We start from the raw sequence: 16,747 nt of genomic DNA, 5'->3' as shown, positions 1-16,747 counted from the left end.
CTGCCGCCAGCCGAAGGGCGCCCATAGGGAAGAAGGCGCAGTACCGCGAGCAGACCGGGCTGCCGTGACGGCCGTACAGCGCGGTCCTCTCCCCCGCCCCGAGTCCCCCGCGGCCTCCTCCCCGTTGGTCCGACCCATGGGTCTTGTGCCGTCAGCGCGCTCCTCCACCGGTCTTTTCGGGGGGAACCCGGCCGGCGACCGCACCGGCGCCGACACCGCCGGACAGCACACGCGCCGCCTGGCGACCGAGACCAAGTCGGCCCTGAAGACGACGGAATTCTTCGTCTACGTCGCTGCCGTCATCGCGGTCCTGATCGCATCCCTGGTGGTGGGGAGCGAGGACGGGCACCTCGACTACTTCCGCGCCGACAAAGCCTGGTGGTACATCGTGATCCTCACCGTCGGCTACATGATCAGCCGCGGACTGGCCAAGTCCGGAAGCCGGGACCACTGCGATTCCTGACCCGCACCACCCTGCGGGCTGCTTCCTGACGACTGCGCCGCCCTGCTCCGGGTGCCCGCAGGTGGGGCGCGCCGGCGACGGCGCTGCGGTCAGGACGGGCCAGGGGCGGGCTCGTCGGCGGTGATGACCAGGGCGGCCTGGTCGTCCTCCACCTCCCGGCCGTCCATGAAGCCGCGGACGTCCTCGGCCACGGCCCGGACGACGTCGGCCGCGGCCGCCCCGCGCGGGACGGAGGCCATGGCCGTGGCCAGGCGTGCCTCGCCGTACTGTTCGGTGCCGGCGGCCCTGCACTCGGTGATGCCGTCGGTGTACAGCAGCAGGCTCTCGCCGGGGCGGAGCGTGAGACGGCGGGCGGTGAGCCGGAGCGGGAGGCCGGTGCCGAGCAGCCCGCCGGATGCCTCAACCGTGTCGACCACGTGGCCCGCGTCCAGCAGCAGGGGCAGTGTGTGCCCGGCTCGCACGAGTTCGACGGCGAGTCCTTCGGCGGCCGGTGCGAGATGGCCGTAGACGAGGGTCACGAAGCCGTTGTTCTGGTGGGCGTAGCGGTCGTTCAGGGCCTTGTCGACGGCCTTGACGATGTCGACGGGGTCGTCGAGCAGCGAGGCGACGGCGCGGGCGGTGTGGCGGACCAGGGCGGTGGTGGTGGCGGCCATGGCGCCGCGCCCGCAGACGTCGCCGAGGATGAAGGCCCAGCTGCCGTCGTCCCGTTCGAAGACGTCGTAGAAGTCGCCGCCGACCTCCAGCCCTTCGCCGGCCGGGTGGTAGAAGGCGGCGAGCCGGGCGCCGGGGACGTCGGGCAGGTCGGGCAGCAGCAGGCCGGTCTGCAGGTCGCGGGCGAGGGCGGCGCGCTGCGCGTACTGACGCGCGTTGCGGGCGGCCGACGCGGTGCGGCGGGCGAGTTCCTCCGCCAGGGCGATCCGGGGACCGTCGAAGGAGTGGCCGTCCGTGGAGAGCAGGGTCACGGCGCCGAAGGGCCGCCCGCGGTCCACCAGGGGGACGCAGACGTATCCGGTGACGCCCAGCTCGTGCCAGGGGCCGGGTCCGGTGGGGGCGCGGCGTGCCACTTCCGTCAGCCCCGAGCTCAGGACGCGCGCGACGGCATCGTCCTTGGCCGGTACGCAGGCGGCGAGCAGGCTGCGTGCCTCCTCGCTCCGCGCGGCGGTGGCCACCCGCTGCACGCGTCCGGCCTCCAGGATGTCGACGGTGGCCAGCGGGGCCAGGGCCGGGCTCGCCAGGGTGGCCAGTCGCTGCAGTGTCTGTCTCTCGTCCAGCCGGCCGGCCAGGGCGGTGCTGGCGGCCAGCAGGAAGGCGAGGTCGTCGCGGGCGGCCTTCTCCCGGGCGTCGGCTGCCTGCCGGGCCTGTTCGGCGTGGTGCCGCTCGATGGCGAGGGCGGCGGTGTCGGCGAAGACGCGGGCCAGTGCGAGGTCGGTGTCCTGAGGGGCGCGGGGGGTGCGGTGGTACATCGCGAAGGTGCCCAGGAGCCGGCCGTCACGGGCGAGGATCGGCGTCGACCAGCAGGCGGCGAGTCCCGCCCGGCCGGCGAGGTCGCGGAAGTCCTTCCACAGGGGGTCGGTGGCGATGTCGTTGACGATCACGTTCCTGCGCCGGTGCGCGGCGGTGCCGCACGAGCCGGCCCCTTCGCCGGTGGCGATGCCGTCGATGGCCTGGTTGTAGAAGTCCGGCAGGCCGGGAGCCGCACCGTGCCGCAGGTGCCGGCCGTCCCGGTCCGCCAGCAGTACCGAGACGATCACCTCGGGGGTCAGTTCCTCGATCGTCCTGACATGCCGTCCAGCACGTCCGGCAGCGGTGCCTGGCGGGCGATCTGTTCCAGCAGGGCGCGCTGTTCGGCGGCCAGCCGCCGGGCGTGTTTGGCCTGTGTGGTCTCCACGCCCACCATGCGCACGCCGATGACGTTGCCGCCGGCGTCGCGCCGGGCCTCGTAGGTGAAGTCGAAGTACGCCTCGTGGGCGTCCTCGCCGACTCCGATGACGACACGGGTGTCCCGGCCGACGTGCCGCTCCCCCGACCGGTACACCTGGTCCAGGAGTCCGATGAAGCCCTGGGCGGCCAGCTCGGGCATGAGCTGCACCAGCGGCACGCCGGTGCGTTCCCGCCGTCCGCCTCCGATCGCCGTGAAGAAGGCCGGGTTCGCCGCCTCCAGCACGTGCGCGGGGCCCGTCATGGACGCGAACAGCGCGGTGGACGTCCCGAACAGCAGCGACAGGTCCTGGTCGGTGTCCTGGATCCGGCGGGCACCGCTCCCCGCCCGCCGCTCGTGCTCAGCCCTCATGTCGTCCCCATGCCGACCACCTGCCCCGAATATCGCCGGCCATCATCGATCGGTGCCGGCATCGCCGGCCGCGGTGCCGGTGGGGCGGCCGGCCAGCGCGTCGGTGACGGTGGCGTGGACGGGCAGCAGCGCGGAGATGCCGGTGATCGTCACCATGCGCATGAGGCGGTCGGGGACGTCGGCGAGGCAGAGCGAGCCGCCCGCCTTCTCCGTCTCGAGCAGGAGGGTGATGAAGGTACTGAGCCCGGTCGAGTCGACGAAGTCCACTCCCGGCAGGTCCAGGACCAGGTGCGGAGCACCCTGCTGCACGAGGTTGCGGACATACGCGCGCAGGGTGGGCGCCGTATGCAGGTCCACGTCTCCGGCGACGGTGACGACGATGTGGTCGCCGATGTGCCGGGTGGTCATGTCGAGAGCGTCGGACACGTCTGTCATCACTCCTGGCTGGGGGTCTCGGGCGCTGCGGTGGTGGCGTCCTGGCCGGTGGCCGGGGCGGGGCGGGCGTCGCCGTGGGGGGCGCGCGGTGTCGCACCGGTCATGGCTGCGGCGCACTGTCGGGGCCGTGGACGGTGGCCAGGCCGTCAAGGCCGGAGACGGTGATGACGGGCTCCAGCAGGTGCGTGACGATCAGTTCCAGCCGGGCGGCGTGGGCGAAGAGGACGCTCAGCCCGGCGCTGTCGAGATACTCCACCGCCGTCAGATCCACCACGAGGGGTCCCGGGCTGTCCTGGAGCGCCTCGGCCAGGGAGCCGGCGTTGCTCATGTCGATCTCGCCGCTGACGGTCAGCCGGGGCGTACCGTCCGGGCGTCTGCCGGGGGTGATGGTGAGAGGGGTGGTCATCAGACGATCCTCATCTGCATGTCGACGGTGGTGCCGGACGGACCGGGGGTGAGGGTGACCTGCTGCGCCAGGGCCCTCATGAGGGCCACGCCCCGGCCCCGGTGGGGGTTGAGGTCGGGCTGCGGGACCTTCCACCGGCCGCTGTCGGCAACCGTCAGGCGCAGGTTGTCGACGAAGGCCTCGGCACGCAGCCGCACGGTTTCCCCCGGAGCGTTCCGGTGACCGTGCTCGATGGCGTTGGCGCACGCCTCCCCGGCGGCGATGAGAACGTTCTGCACGGTGTGCACGGGCAGGTCGCACTGGGCGAGCCAGCCGCGCAGCGCCTTGCGGACCGGCGCGAGCTGGGAGGACTCGGCCGGGAAGGTCATCTCCAGCGGTGCCGGGTGGCGGTAGAGGAGCAGCGCGACGTCGTCGTCGTAGCCGCCGTCCGGTGCGAGCCGCGCCATCACCTCGGTGGCGAGGTCCTCGACCGGCGCGTCGCGTCCCTCCTGCACGGCGTCGCTGGCCTGGGCGATCCCGGTTCCGAGCGGACGTCGGCGGCGTTCGACGAGCCCGTCGGTGTACAGCAGCAGCGTGCCCCGCGCGGGCAGGGTGCACGCGGCCTCGGGGCGCTGCCTGCCCGGCCGGACGGCCAGGGGCAGGGAACGTCCCTCGTCCAGCAGCAGGGTGGTGCCGTCGGGGTGCGCGACGATGCCCGGCGGATGCCCGGCGCTGGAGTAGGTCAGCTTCCCCGTCGCGGGGTCCAGGACGCCGCAGAACACCGTCGTGCACAGGGCGCCCGGCACGCTCGCGGCGAACTGGTCGAGCGCCATCAGGGTCCTGGAGGGGCCGGCTTCCTGGAGCATCAGCGCGCGGCAGGCGCTGCGCAGCTGCCCCATCACGCTGGCCGCCTCCAGGCCCCGTCCGACGCAGTCTCCGACGACGATGCCCGTGCGCCCGTCCGGCAGAGCGACGGTGTCGTACCAGTCGCCCCCCACTTCCAGCGGGCGGGTCGCGGGCTCGTACCGCACGGCGAAGCCGGCGGGGAGTGTGGAGGGGCCCAGGATGGCGCGCTGCAGGGCGATGGCGGTCTCGCGCTGCTGGTCGATCTGGTGGGCCCGGACCAGGCCCTGCGCCAGATGACCGGCCAGCAGCGAGAGCAGAAGCTGGTCCTCGGAGGTGAAGGGGCGGTCTTCGCCCAGGTCGATCCACACGGCGAGCGGGCCGTCGGGGTGTTCCAGCAGGACACCGGAACCGGTGCCTTCGACGACCGGGGTGAGCGGGGGCTGCCGGCGCAGTCCGGTCAGTGCGTCCCGGCGTTCCGCGGGCAGGTCCTCCCACCGCAGGTCCGTGTCGGTGGCCGTGAGGGCCGGTACGTCCCCGCGTTCGAAGACGGCGGCCACCACGCTCCGCGCGCGCCACAGCGTCCTCAGTTCGGCCAGGGCGCCGGACAGCGCCTCGGGCAGACTGGCGGCCCGGGACAGGGACGTGCTCACGGCGGCCAGTGCGGTCTCGCGCTGGACGGCGTGGTGCTCGGCGGTGACGTCACGGAAGGTGCCGACGGTGACCCGGCGTCCGGTGTCGGGGTCCTGGGCCTTGTTGCAGGTGACGGCCACCCACAGCCGGTGGCCGTCGCGGTGGGTGACGGGGACGGTGTAGGAGCCCTGCGCACGTTCCAGCAGGCCGGCGAAGGCGTCGCCGACCTGACGGTGTGCGTCGGGGTCGGTGGCGGCGTCGGGCCACCAGGGGTGGACCGGTGCGTAGGGCAGGTCCTCGGGGCCGTAGCCGAGGATGTCGGTGAACGCGGCGTTGATCTCCACGACGGCTCCCGACTCGTCGCAGACGAAGAAGGCCTCCTGGAGGGAGTCGATGAGCGCTGTCCGCCAGCGGACGTGATGGCTGCGCAGCCGGGCCAGTTCGACGTTCGCGCGCACCCGGGCCAGCAGCTCGGCGGCCGCGAAGGGTTTGACCAGGTAGTCGTCGGCGCCCGCCTGCAGTCCCTCGATCGATGCCTCCTGCCCGGCCCTGGCCGACAGCAGCAGTACGGGTACCGAGGCCGTACGCGGGTCCTCGCGCAGCCGCGCCACCAGTTCCAGCCCGTCCAGCCGGGGCATCATCACGTCGCTGACGACGAGGTCGGGGGTGTCGCGGCGGATGGAGTGGAGGGCCTCGGCACCGTCGGTGACGGTGCTGACCTCGTATCCCGCTTTGGCCAGGATGCGGGTGAGGTACTCGCGCATGTCGGCGTTGTCGTCGGCCACCAGCACCCGGGCGAGGACACCGGGCTGCGGGCCGGGCGCGGTGACGTCCGCCCCGGCCCGCACCCCGGTGTCCTGCGCCGCGGTGGCCCTCTCGCTCGCCGGCAGCCAGCGCAGGGCCTCCTGGACGTAGGGGTCGGCGGTGGCGGAGGCCGCGGCGGGGCCCGCGGCCTCCGCCACGGAGCCGGGCGCCAGATGAGCCGTCCCGAACGGCAGCCGGACGGTGAAAGCGGTGCCTTCGCCCTCCGTGCTCTCAGCCGTGATCGTTCCGCCGTGCAGACCGATCAGCTCCTGCACCAGGGCCAGCCCGATGCCGCTGCCCTCGTTCGAACGGGACCGGGCGTTCTCTATGCGGTGGAACCGCTCGAACAGCCGGGGCATCTCCGGCTCCGGCACGCCGATCCCGGTGTCGGCGACGGTGACCACGGCGTGCGCGCCGTCGCCGCGCACGCCCACCCGGATCGCACCGTCGAAGGTGAACTTGAGCGCGTTGCTCAGCAGGTTGAGGATCACCTTCTCCCACATGCCGCGGTCGACGTACACCGGCTCGTCCAGGGGCGGGCAGGACACTTCGAAGGCGAGCCCCGCCTTCTCCACGGCCGAGCGGAACACGCTGGCCAGTTCCGCGGTGACCGCGGCCAGGTCGACCGGCTCGTAGCGGGCCTGCGTGCGGCCCGCCTCGATGCGGGAGAAGTCCAGCAGTGTGTTGACCAGCTTGCCCAGCCGCAGTCCGTTGCGGTGGATGACGTCGAGTTCCTCCCGCACGTGGTCGTCGGTGCCGGCGAGCTGGGTGCGGAGCTCCCCGAGGGGTCCCATGATCAGGGTCAGCGGGGTCCGGAACTCGTGGCTGATGTTGGAGAAGAAGGTGGTCTTGGCACGGTCCAGTTCGGCCAGTTCCTCGGCCCGCCGCTGCTGCGCCTCGTAGCTGCGTGCGCTGCCGATGCGGGAGGCGATGTGTCCCGCGGTCAGCTCGACGAAACCCCGGTAGCTCTCGTCCAGCAGGCGGTAGCGGTTCAGTGCCGCCACGCAGAAGCCGTAGGGGGCGGCGCCCTGCTGCAGCAGCGGGACCACGAGCGCCTGCTCGGGCGGTTCGGGCCAGTCGCCGCGGGGCAGGTCCGCGAAGGCGTCGCCGGCGAGCGGGACCAGGGCGGTCTCCCCCCTGCTCAGAGCGGCGACGGGCCACAGGGCGGCGGGGTCGTCGAGGGGCAGGGTCAGCGGTGCGGCCGGATGGCCCGCGCCGATGCCGGCCGCGCCGGCGAGCCGCGCCGTGGCGCCGTCGAAGAGATAGGTGAGGGTGAAGGGCAGATCCCTGCGATTGCGGTCGAGCTGCCGGTCCGCGAAAGCCAGCACCTCCTGCTCGGTGCGGATCACGCTCGGGTCCGAGCCCAGGTCCCGCAGGGTGGCCATGCGTCGCTCGCCGATCACGCGGTCGGTGTCCTCGCTGACCACGCACAGCATGCCCACCACGTCGCGGGCGTCGTCGCGCAGGGGGCTGTAGGAGAAGGTGTGGTACGTCTCCTCGCTGTAGCCGGAGCGCTCCAGGAACAGCAGCAGCCCTTCGTCCCAGGTGGCTTCGCCCGTGCTGAGCACGGTTTCGATGCGCGGGCCGATGTCGTCCCAGATCTCCGCCCACACCTCGTTCGCCGGGCGGCCCAGCGCCCAGGGGTACTTGCGGCCGAGGGTGTCGCGCCGGTAGGCGGCATTGCAGAAGAAGGTCAGCTGCTCGCCCCAGGCCATCCACATGGGGAACCGGGAGGACAGCAGAATGCTGACGGCTGTCTGCAGGCTCTGCGGCCACTGCTGGGGTGGGCCGAGGGGCGTGGCCGCCCAGTCCACCGCGGCGAGATCCCCGCCCACCTCACGGTCGGCGGTGAACACGTCGCTGCCGGCCGCGGTCACCTGCGGTCCGTGGCCGGCCTTGTCCCAGCGCTCCACGCGATACCCGTCCCCTCACGCCGGCCAGCCCCGCGGCCACTGTTCTGCCGAACACGCACCCGAACGTCTCCTGACCGCGTGCCTATGGCTGTCTGCCCCGTAACCGTCGTCCGACGCCGCCGGAGACCCGTCCGTCTTCGCAGGCCGAGGGCCTCTTCCGGTCCAGACCGACATTGTCCCAGACGGGGGCGGACGGATGATCCGGTACGGGTCCGGCGGCCGGATGTGCCGTCGCCCCCGCCCCGGTGGCCGGAGGCGGGGGGACGGCGGGCGGGGCGGCTCAGTTGCCGCCGCGGAAGGAGCGCAGCCGCAGGCTGTTGCCGACGACGAACACCGAGGAGAAGGCCATGGCCGCTCCGGCGATCATCGGGTTGAGCAGGCCGGCCGCGGCCAGCGGCAGGGCGGCGACGTTGTAGCCGAAGGCCCAGAAGAGGTTGGACCTGATGGTGCCCAGCGTCCTGCGGGACAGGCGGATCGCGTCGGCCGCCGCCCTGAGGTCACCGCGGACCAGGGTCAGGTCGCCGGCCTCGATCGCGGCGTCGGTGCCGGTGCCCATCGCCAGGCCGAGGTCGGCCTGGGCGAGGGCGGCCGCGTCGTTGACCCCGTCGCCGACCATGGCCACGCTGCGGCCCTCACGCTGGAGGCGCTTGACGACGTCGGCCTTGTCCTCGGGCATGACCTCGGAGATGACCTGCTCGATGCCGACCTCGGCGGCCACCGCTTCCGCGACGGCCCGGTTGTCGCCGGTCAGCAGGATCGGCGTCAGCCCGAGGGCCTTGAGCCGGGTGACGGCTTCGGCGCTGGTGTCCTTGACGGCGTCGGCGACCTCCAGGACCGCGCGGGCCCGGCCGTCCCAGGCCACCGCGATCACGGTCCGCCCCGCCGCCTCGGCCCGGTCCTTGGCCTCCTTCAGGGCGGCGGGCAGGGTGATGGCCCATTCGGCAAGGAGCTTCTCGCGGCCGACGAGGACGGCGTGGCCCTCGACGATCCCCTGGACGCCGAGTCCGGGAATGTTGGCGAAGTCCGTGGGGGCGGGCAGGGAGCCGACCTTGTCGGCGGCACCGGTCGCCACGGCCTGGGCGATGGGGTGCTCGGAGGCGTGCTCCAGCGCGCCCGCCAGGCGCAGCACGTCGGTCTCGTCCGTGCTGTCGGCGGTGTGGACGGCCAGGAGGGTCATCTGGCCGGTGGTGACGGTGCCGGTCTTGTCCAGGACGATGGTGTCCACCCTGCGGGTCGACTCCAGGACCTCCGGCCCCTTGATCAGGATGCCGAGCTGGGCGCCGCGGCCGGTGCCGACCATCAGCGCGGTCGGCGTGGCGAGGCCCAGGGCGCACGGGCAGGCGATGATCAGTACGGCGACCGCTGCGGTGAACGCGGCGGTGAGACCCGCGCCGTTGCCCAGCCAGAACCCGAGCGTTGCGAGCGCGAGCGCGATGACGACGGGCACGAACACGGCGGAGATCTTGTCGGCGAGGCGCTGGGCGGCGGCCTTGCCGTTCTGCGCGTCCTCGACCAGCCGCGCCATCCGGGCCAGTTGCGTGCCGGCGCCGACGCGGGTGGCCTCGACGACCAGGCGGCCGCCGGCGTTCAGGGTGGCACCGGTGACGGAGTCGCCCACGCTCACCTCGACGGGGACGGATTCGCCGGTCAGCATGGAGGCGTCCACCGCGGAGGAACCCTCGATCACAGTGCCGTCGGTGGCGATCTTCTCGCCCGGCCGGACCACGAAGTGGTCCCCCACCCGCAGCTCGCCGGTCGGGACGCGCTCCTCACGGCCGCCGCGCAGCACGGTGACATCCTTCGCGCCCAGTTCCAGCAGCGCCTTCAGCGCAGCGCCGGCCTTCCGCCTGGACCGTGCCTCGAAGTAGCGGCCCGCCAGGATGAACGCCGTCACACCGGCCGCGGCCTCCAGGTAGATGTTCCCCGACCCGTCGGAGCGGGCGATGGTGAACTCGAAGGGGTGCGTCATCCCGGGCATGCCCGCCGTGCCGAAGAACAGCGCCCACAGCGACCACAGGAACGCCGCCGACGTGCCCAGAGAGATCAGTGTGTCCATGGTGGCGGCGCCGTGCCGGGCGTTGGTGAAAGCGGCCTTGTGGAAGGGCCAGGCCGCGTAGGTGACCACGGGCGCGGCCAGGGTGAGGGAGAGCCACTGCCAGTAGTCGAACTGCAGGGCCGGAACCATCGCCATCGCGATGACCGGCACGGACAGCAGCACCGCGGTCACCAGGCGCTGGCGCAGCGGCCGCAGCCCGTCGTCGGCGCCCGGCCTCCCGTCGTCAACTCCCGTGCCCGTGCCGGAATCCGGCCGGGAGGGTTCGGGTGCGCGGGCGGTGTATCCGGTGGCCTCGACCGTGCCGATGAGGTCCTCGACCGGGACCGAGGCGTCGAAGGTGACCTTGGCCTTCTCGGTGGCGTAGTTGACCGTGGCGCTCACCCCGTCCATGCGGTTGAGCTTCTTCTCGATCCGGGCCGCGCACGAGGCGCAGGTCATGCCGCCGATGGCGAGTTCGACCTCGGCGGTGACGGTGGTGGTTGCTGCGGTGCTCATGCGTGCTCCTGGTGGCGGCGGACGGCCGGGGCCTTTGTACGGCCCCGGCGGGCCCGGGACGAGGAAGAGGGGCGGGGAGCGGGTCAGGCCGCGCGGCCGGTGACCTGGTAGCCCGCGTCGTCCACAGCGGCGGCGATCACCCGGTCGTCGAGGTCGGCGGCACTGGTCACGGTGACCTGGCCGGAGGCGAGGTCCACCTCGACGCCGGCGACGCCGTCCACGGTGCCGACCGCCTTGGTGATCGCGTCCTTGCAGTGGCTGCAGGTCATACCCGCCACCGCGTACACGGTGCGGACGCCGCCGGTGGCCATCGGCGAAGCCGCGGTGGTGGAGCAGGTGTTGTCCGGGGAGCAGCAGGACGAAGACATGTGGTCCTCCAATCAGGGAGGATACCCCATGGGGGTATCTGCGAGTGGTTCAGGTATACCCCCGCCCGGTATGGAAAAGCAAACCCCCGGCCCGGTTGCATCGATACCCCCCAGGGGTATGCTCGGTCCGTCGAAAGCCTCTAGCGCGCCGCTCCGGCGCACGCATGTCACGGGAGATCACCATGAACACCGCAGCCAAGACCGGCCTCTACGGCGCAGCCCTCGCGGTGGCCTTCACCGGCGCCTACGGCATGGGAGCGGCAGCCGGCCCGCTCACCGGCGAGGCCGCGACCGCCCCGCACGCCGCTCACCGGGAGGGCAACGGGAGGAACCACGAAGGCCGGCCCACCGGGCAGACGCCGCCCCTCCCGGGCGGACTGCAGATCTCCCAGGACGGGTACACCCTCGACCTGCTGACCCCCCGCCTGACCGCCGGTCAGGCCACGCTTGTGCGTTTCGCCGTCAAGGACGAGGCCGGCAGGGCCGTCACCGGCTACGCCACCGCCCACGACAAGGAACTGCACCTCATCGTGGCCTCACGCGATCTGAACACCTACCGCCACCTGCACCCGGCCCGGGCCGCCGACGGCACCTGGAGCATCCCCGTCGACCTGCCCGCGGCAGGCGACTACCGCGTCTTCGCCGACTTCACCCCCGCAGGGCGGGGAGCAAAGCCCCTCACTCTGGGGGCGGACCTCGCCGCCGCCGGCTCCTACCGGCCCCGAGACCTGCCCCCGCAGAAGGCCACGGCGGAGGTCGACGGCTACACCGTCACCCTCGACGGCGACCTCACAGCCGGCAGGACAACCGGCCTGGCACTGAGCGTCGCGAAGGACGGCAAGCCCGTCACCGACCTCGAGCCCTACCTCGGCGCCTACGGACACCTCGTCGCCCTGCGCGCCGGAGACCTCGCCCACCTCCACGTCCATCCCGAGGGTGAACCCGGCGACGGCACCACCGAGTCCGGCCCCGGCATCTCCTTCATGGCCACCGCCCCCACCGACGGCACCTACCGCCTCTTCCTCGACTTCAAGCACCGAGGCACCGTCCGCACCGCCGCCTTCACCCTCTCCACCACCAGCCGCCTCGCCCCCGCCCCCGCCCCCGCCGCACAGCACCAGGACCGCACCGGCACCGAACACCACTGACCCACTCGCCCGAACCGCGCCCGGACCCACCCCTCAACAGCTCCTCAAGTGGGGGCCTGCCGGTTCCCCCGATTGCCCGCCTGAGGTAGCAGCCGGGTGACGAGTCGCCGAGTGTGGCGCTGAAGGACCGGTATGCGCCTCTTGCGTGAGCGTCCCGCTCCGCGGGCAGCCGGTCTCGAATCTCAGCTGGAGTAGGCATGAAGAAGAAGACGGCCACCTCTGTCGCCGCCCTGGCGGCGATAGCCTCCGGGATGGCCCTGGCTCCCATGGCCTTCGCGGGCGGCGCTTCGCCCGACGGCGAGCTGCACGCGGCGCTCTCCCCCGTTCCCACGAGCAAGGTGACCGGCTCGGGTACCGCCATGGTGCACCTCAAGGGGAACCAGGCCACCGTGACCATCAAGACGCAGGGCCTGCTGGCGAACGCACCGCACGCCCAGCACATCCACATCGGCGCCAAGGGCCAGTGCCCGCCGGCGTCCGCGGCCAAGAAGCACAACGGCATGCTCAGCCTGAACACGAGCGACGGCCTGCCGTTCTACGGCAAGATCGGCGCCTCTCTCACCACCACCGGTGACACCGGTGCCGACCACTCCGCCCTCGCCGTCACACGCTTCCCCATGGGCTCCTCCTACACCTACCAGCGCACCATCACCGTCGACGACGAAACCGCCCAGAACCTGCGCAGCGAGAACGCCGTCATCGTCGTCCACGGCATCGACTTCAACGGCAACGGCAAGTACGACAACGTGCTGGGCGCCAGCGACCTCGATCCCAAGCTGCCCTCCGAGGCCACCAACCCCGCGCTGTGCGGGCCGCTGAAGACGGCCCCGGCCGGAGCGGTGGCCGGCGGCATGGGCGGTACCCAGAGCACCGACACGATCAAGCTGACCGTCGCCGGCGGTCTGCTGGCCGCCGCAGGCGGCACCCTGTACCTGCGCCGCCGCTCCAGCCGCCAGAGCTGACCGGCACGCATGACAGGCCTGCCCTCACGTGGCCGCCGCGGTGCCTGCACCGCGGCGGCCAGTGCCTTCGTCACCGGCGCACTCATCCTCCTCGCCACCGCCGTGACCGGGCCCCAGCCGCCACCCGCCCCGCCCGCCGGCGCCCGCGCCGCCGCACCCACCGGGGAGCACAGCCCCTCGCCACCACGCGGTACGGGCATGCCCCGCTCCGAACCCGTCGGCATCGTCATACCGAAGGCCGGGCTGCGCACCCGTGTCGAGAAGGTCACCAGGGCCCTCGACGGCTCCGTCTCCCTGCCCTCGGATCCCGGCCACGCCGGCTGGTACACCGGTTCCGTCACCCCGGGCGAGAACGGCAACGCCATCACCGTCGGCCACGTGGACTCCCACTCCGGCCCCGCCGCCTTCTACGGCCTGGGCGCCCTGCGCCAAGGGTCCCCGATCACGGTCACCCGACGGGACGGAACCGCCGCCCACTTCACCGTCACCGGCATACAGGTGTGGCCCAAGAACGCCTTCCCCTCCCAACGGGTCTACGGCCCCACCACCGAGGCGACCCTGACCCTGATCACGTGCGCCGACTGGGACAGCGGACACCAGGCCTACCGCTCCAACCTCGTCATCACCGCACAGCTCACCACCCCGCCGAAACGGCCGTAACGACGCCTTCTCTTCATGCCGGGTGGGACGGAATCACTCCGCCGACAGCACCGACCACGGCACACCTGCGGCTTCTCACCACGCACCTGGGAGAGATCACGTGGCCCGACTCACTGCAGTGTCCGCCCCGTCCTCACACCTTCACCGCGGGCCGCTGCGTCATCCCGTACGATTCCCAGCTGCTCTCCTGCTGGTGATCGCAGGCGTCGCCCACATCCCGGTGACCCCCGAACACCTCGAGGAAGCCCCCTACATCGGATACCTGTTCATAACGCTGACGATCGTGTGCTTCGCGCTGGCCCTGACCTTGCTTCGCCACGACACAGCCATGATCTGGACAGCCGTATGGGCGGTGGCCATGGCGGCCGTCCTCACCTACGTGGTTTCCCGGATGACTGCCCTGCCCCAGATCGGTGACGACGTCGGAAACTGGACCGACCCCCTCGGACTTGCCTCCATCACCTCCGAATTCCTGGCCGCTGCTCTCGCCACCACCGCGCTGGCCACGCTGTGGACAAGGGGAACCGGTACAACACCAGACAACGACAGGTGAATACGGGTGCGGTTTTCCTTGACCAGCACCCCGCAGACCGGCGCGTGCCGGATCAGCGGCAACAGCAGGCCGTGAGACGGAACAGGACACGGCCCCTATCCAGCCGCCTGCGCGCCGTCACCCGCCACCCCACCCGGCGGGACATCCAGGGCCGGCAGTGCCCGGGGGCCGAAGGGCGAGGCAGTGGCCTCCAGTTCCGCCCACACGGTGTGCCCGTGCGGCGAGGGCTCGTCGCCCCAGGACGAGGCCAGCATGTCCACGATGCGCAGGCCGCGGCCGCTGCTCGCCAGCGCGCCGGAAGGGTGGCGCCACCGGGCACGTACCCACTCGACATTCACACCGGCGCCGGCATCGGTGACCTCGATCCGGACCTGCCACATCCCGTTGCCCTCACGCGCCAGGCACATCCGCACTCCCCACGGGGGGCGGCCGTGGCGGACGGCATTCGACAGCAGCTCGGACACGACCAGCTGGACACTGTCGGTGAGGCTCTCGAGATGCCACTGGACAAGCTGGCGTCCCATCACCGCCCTGGTGCCGACGCACGCTGCGGACAGCCGACGGCGATGCCAGAGAATACTTACATCAGTCGATACGACTCTCATGTAGGTGGTTCGTTGCCGGTCGGTTCCCGGACGGGTGGGAACACCGCCGGGGCAGCGGGAGACGCGAACACGCCGTGATTGATACGAAGCTGCGCGGCGAAAGGTTTGGTCCAAAACCCATGTTCTTTCAATGGGGTGAGCGGCCAATCCAAGAGCCGGTCCGTGTCGGATTCCCCATGTGAGCGAAGACCAGAAAGTGCCGAGGGCCCAGCCCGCCTGGCGTCGTTGCCTGCTCGGAGCCGTCAGCGGCCTCGTGGCGGGTTACACGGCGCTGGCAGTCGCAGAGCTGGTGTCCGCAGCGGTGAGGCCGCAGGCAGGACCCGTGGTCGCGGTGGGGTCCGCCGCCATCGACCGCACACCGGCAGCGGTCAAGGACTACGCGATCCGCCACTTCGGAACCAACGACAAACTCGTTCTGCAGCTCGGCATCCTGGCCGCTCTGACGGCTCTCGCCCTGCTTCTCGGAGTACTGGCCGCATACCGGCGCAGGACCGGGGCAGCGGGCGTGCTGCTGTTCGGAGTGGTGGGCGCGTGGGCTGCGACGAGCCGCCCCGACTCCACGAGCTGGACGGACGCCCTTCCCTCCGCGGTCGGCGTGATCGCCGGGGCCGGCGTGCTGTATGTGCTGATGGGAAGGCTTGGCCCCGCCAAGGCCACACACACGCCCGCGCCGGACCCCCAGCCGCGCGGGGACACCCCCGCGGCCGCCGGGCCGGCCGGCCCGGCCGCCGTGACGCGGGAAGCAGGCTGGGACCGGCGCGGGTTCATCATCGCGGCCACCGCCGCCGCGGCGGCCTCCACCGCCGCGGGGGCCGTCGGGCGGACGCTCAACAACTCCAGCGGCCGGAGCGCCGTGGCCTCACGCAGCAACCTGGTCCTTCCGGCTCCGGCGTCGGCCGCCGCCCCGGTGCCGAAAGGGGCTCAGCTGCGCATCCCCGGCGTCAGTTCGTTCGTGACACCGAACAAGGACTTCTACCGGGTGGACACCGCGCTGGTCGTACCGAAGGTCGACGCCACCACCTGGCGGCTGCGGATCCACGGCAAGGGCGTGAGCCGCCCCATGACGCTCACCTTCGACGACCTGCTGCGCCGTGAACTCATCGAGCGGCACATCACACTGACGTGTGTCTCGAACGAGGTCGGCGGCCCGTACGTGGGCAACGCCCGCTGGATCGGCGTACGGCTCGCCGATCTCCTGACCGAATGCGGAGTGGAACCGCCCTCCAAGGGCGGCCCCGCCGACCAGCTGGTGGCCCGTTCGGTCGACGGTATGACCATCGGGAGCCCGGTCGAGGACGTCATGGACGGCCGTGACGCGCTGCTCGTGGTCGGCATGAACGGCGAGCCGCTGCCCTTCGAGCACGGCTTCCCGGTCCGCATGCTGGTGCCGGGCCTGTACGGCTACGTGTCGGCCTGCAAGTGGATCGAGGACATCGAACTCACCACGTTCGATGCCTACGACCCGTACTGGGTGAAGCGGAAGTGGGCCCGCAGGGCGCCCATCAAGACCCAGACGCGGATCGACACCCCCAAGCCGTTCGCCCGGCCCGCGGCCGGAACCATCATGGTCGCCGGGGTCGCCTGGGCCCAGCAGCGCGGCATCGACAAGGTCGAGGTCCGCGTCGACGACGGCCCCTGGCAGCAGGCCGACCTGGCCGCCGAGGACACCCGCGACACCTGGCGCCAGTGGTCCCTGCCCTGGAAGGCCACCCGGGGCGCCCACACCCTGACCGTGCGGGCCACCGACCGCACCGGCCGGACCCAGACCCAGCGGCGCACCCGCACCATCCCCGACGGAGCCAGTGGATGGCACTCGGTGGTGGTCACCGTCGACTGACCGCGCCCGCGGGTGGTCACCGTCGCTGACCGCGCCCGCCCCTCCACGACGCGTCCCTCCCCCAGATCCCAGATCACATCCCCAAGATCACATCCCACGATCAGATCTCAAGATCCCAGATCGCATCCCAGCAGGAGACATCTCATGAACACCCGTATTCGCCGTGTTGCCGTAGCCGTTGCCGCCGCCGCCGTGCTGCCCATCGCCCTGACCGCCTGTTCGGACGACGGCAAGGACACCTCCTCCTCCAGCTCCGGCAAGTCCTCCTCCGCCGCGAGTGACAAGGCCACCGACAGC

The 16,747-nt window shown here is 72.0% G+C and carries 14 protein-coding genes and 1 pseudogene; 7 read left to right on the top strand and 8 right to left on the bottom strand.

The genetic code is table 11. The features are described 5' to 3' along the window. The first annotated feature begins 136 nt into the window (after nucleotides 1-136). Nucleotides 137-463, top strand: coding sequence for a hypothetical protein (locus AC069T_RS03630; RefSeq protein WP_478781142.1), 327 nt, complete (start codon nucleotides 137-139; stop codon nucleotides 461-463). Nucleotides 464-552: 89 nt separating this feature from the next. Here the strand turns inward: AC069T_RS03630 and AC069T_RS03625 are convergent, their stop codons facing one another. From AC069T_RS03625 to AC069T_RS03595, 7 genes are all read right to left on the bottom strand, one after another. Continuing rightward, the gene (locus AC069T_RS03625; protein ID WP_478781141.1) at nucleotides 553-2,214 is read right to left on the bottom strand and encodes a SpoIIE family protein phosphatase; all 1,662 of its coding nucleotides are present in this window, start codon (nucleotides 2,212-2,214) and stop codon (nucleotides 553-555) included. Between the two features lie 8 nt (nucleotides 2,215-2,222). Next, the gene (locus tag AC069T_RS03620) at nucleotides 2,223-2,753 is read right to left on the bottom strand and encodes a PAS domain-containing protein (protein WP_478781140.1); all 531 of its coding nucleotides are present in this window, start codon (nucleotides 2,751-2,753) and stop codon (nucleotides 2,223-2,225) included. 42 nt (nucleotides 2,754-2,795) lie between these two features. Then, on the bottom strand, nucleotides 2,796-3,188 hold the full coding sequence (locus AC069T_RS03615) for an STAS domain-containing protein (RefSeq protein ID WP_478781139.1): 393 nt from the start codon (nucleotides 3,186-3,188) through the stop codon (nucleotides 2,796-2,798). A 100-nt stretch (nucleotides 3,189-3,288) separates the two neighbouring features. Next, nucleotides 3,289-3,594 (bottom strand): STAS domain-containing protein, encoded by a 306-nt coding sequence (locus AC069T_RS03610; RefSeq protein ID WP_478781138.1) that lies wholly within the window; start codon nucleotides 3,592-3,594, stop codon nucleotides 3,289-3,291. Then, nucleotides 3,594-7,574, bottom strand: a complete 3,981-nt coding sequence (locus AC069T_RS03605; RefSeq protein WP_478781387.1) for a SpoIIE family protein phosphatase — start codon at nucleotides 7,572-7,574, stop codon at nucleotides 3,594-3,596. Before AC069T_RS03605 ends, AC069T_RS03610 begins: the two co-directional genes overlap by 1 nt. Before the next feature lie 472 nt (nucleotides 7,575-8,046). Next, complete coding sequence (locus AC069T_RS03600) at nucleotides 8,047-10,317, bottom strand: heavy metal translocating P-type ATPase (RefSeq protein ID WP_478781137.1); 2,271 nt, start codon at nucleotides 10,315-10,317, stop codon at nucleotides 8,047-8,049. An 83-nt stretch (nucleotides 10,318-10,400) separates the two neighbouring features. Further along, nucleotides 10,401-10,685: a heavy-metal-associated domain-containing protein gene (locus tag AC069T_RS03595; protein ID WP_478781136.1), complete on the bottom strand. Its 285-nt coding sequence runs from the start codon at nucleotides 10,683-10,685 to the stop codon at nucleotides 10,401-10,403. A gap of 182 nt (nucleotides 10,686-10,867) precedes the next feature. Here AC069T_RS03595 and AC069T_RS03590 point away from each other — a divergent pair, with 182 nt between their 5' ends. The 4 genes from AC069T_RS03590 (at nucleotide 10,868) to AC069T_RS03575 (ending at nucleotide 14,008) form a co-directional block, all read left to right on the top strand. Further along, entirely contained in the window at nucleotides 10,868-11,833 is a 966-nt protein-coding gene (locus AC069T_RS03590) for a hypothetical protein (RefSeq protein WP_478781135.1), read from the top strand. A gap of 197 nt (nucleotides 11,834-12,030) precedes the next feature. Then, a complete protein-coding gene (locus AC069T_RS03585; protein WP_478781134.1) occupies nucleotides 12,031-12,795 on the top strand; it encodes a hypothetical protein in 765 nt (254 codons plus the stop codon). A 9-nt stretch (nucleotides 12,796-12,804) separates the two neighbouring features. Beyond that, nucleotides 12,805-13,455, top strand: a complete 651-nt coding sequence (locus tag AC069T_RS03580) for a sortase domain-containing protein (RefSeq protein WP_478781133.1) — start codon at nucleotides 12,805-12,807, stop codon at nucleotides 13,453-13,455. Between the two features lie 193 nt (nucleotides 13,456-13,648). After that, complete coding sequence (locus tag AC069T_RS03575; protein ID WP_478781132.1) at nucleotides 13,649-14,008, top strand: hypothetical protein; 360 nt, start codon at nucleotides 13,649-13,651, stop codon at nucleotides 14,006-14,008. A 95-nt stretch (nucleotides 14,009-14,103) separates the two neighbouring features. On the opposite strand, the gene AC069T_RS03570 is transcribed toward AC069T_RS03575, so the two are convergent. Further along, nucleotides 14,104-14,532, bottom strand: a complete 429-nt coding sequence (locus tag AC069T_RS03570; RefSeq protein WP_478781131.1) for an ATP-binding protein — start codon at nucleotides 14,530-14,532, stop codon at nucleotides 14,104-14,106. Nucleotides 14,533-14,791: 259 nt separating this feature from the next. Between AC069T_RS03570 and AC069T_RS03565 the strand changes: the two genes are divergently transcribed. Together AC069T_RS03565 and AC069T_RS03560 are read left to right on the top strand one after the other, a co-directional pair. Continuing rightward, nucleotides 14,792-16,450 carry a molybdopterin-dependent oxidoreductase gene (locus AC069T_RS03565; RefSeq protein ID WP_478781130.1) on the top strand — a complete coding sequence of 553 codons (1,659 nt, stop codon included), beginning with the start codon at nucleotides 14,792-14,794 and terminating at the stop codon, nucleotides 16,448-16,450. A 144-nt stretch (nucleotides 16,451-16,594) separates the two neighbouring features. Beyond that, nucleotides 16,595-16,747 (top strand): annotated as a pseudogene (locus tag AC069T_RS03560) (fasciclin domain-containing protein); the annotation flags it as partial.

This window comes from Streptomyces sp. NPDC043867 (genome assembly GCF_056435845.1).
Note: the sequence above shows the minus strand (reverse complement) of the source record. Positions and strands in the feature narration are given on the sequence as shown.

Coding starts and splice junctions, on each gene's coding strand:
- AC069T_RS03585 (WP_478781134.1), top strand. CDS start 12,031: ATGAAGAAGAAGACGGCCACCTCTGTCGCCGCCCTGGCGGCGATAGCC.
- AC069T_RS03595 (WP_478781136.1), bottom strand. CDS start 10,685: ATGTCTTCGTCCTGCTGCTCCCCGGACAACACCTGCTCCACCACCGCG.
- AC069T_RS03590 (WP_478781135.1), top strand. CDS start 10,868: ATGAACACCGCAGCCAAGACCGGCCTCTACGGCGCAGCCCTCGCGGTG.
- AC069T_RS03600 (WP_478781137.1), bottom strand. CDS start 10,317: ATGAGCACCGCAGCAACCACCACCGTCACCGCCGAGGTCGAACTCGCC.
- AC069T_RS03580 (WP_478781133.1), top strand. CDS start 12,805: ATGACAGGCCTGCCCTCACGTGGCCGCCGCGGTGCCTGCACCGCGGCG.
- AC069T_RS03615 (WP_478781139.1), bottom strand. CDS start 3,188: ATGACAGACGTGTCCGACGCTCTCGACATGACCACCCGGCACATCGGC.
- AC069T_RS03605 (WP_478781387.1), bottom strand. CDS start 7,574: ATGTGGATGGCCTGGGGCGAGCAGCTGACCTTCTTCTGCAATGCCGCC.
- AC069T_RS03630 (WP_478781142.1), top strand. CDS start 137: ATGGGTCTTGTGCCGTCAGCGCGCTCCTCCACCGGTCTTTTCGGGGGG.
- AC069T_RS03570 (WP_478781131.1), bottom strand. CDS start 14,532: ATGGGACGCCAGCTTGTCCAGTGGCATCTCGAGAGCCTCACCGACAGT.
- AC069T_RS03610 (WP_478781138.1), bottom strand. CDS start 3,594: ATGACCACCCCTCTCACCATCACCCCCGGCAGACGCCCGGACGGTACG.
- AC069T_RS03620 (WP_478781140.1), bottom strand. CDS start 2,753: ATGAGGGCTGAGCACGAGCGGCGGGCGGGGAGCGGTGCCCGCCGGATC.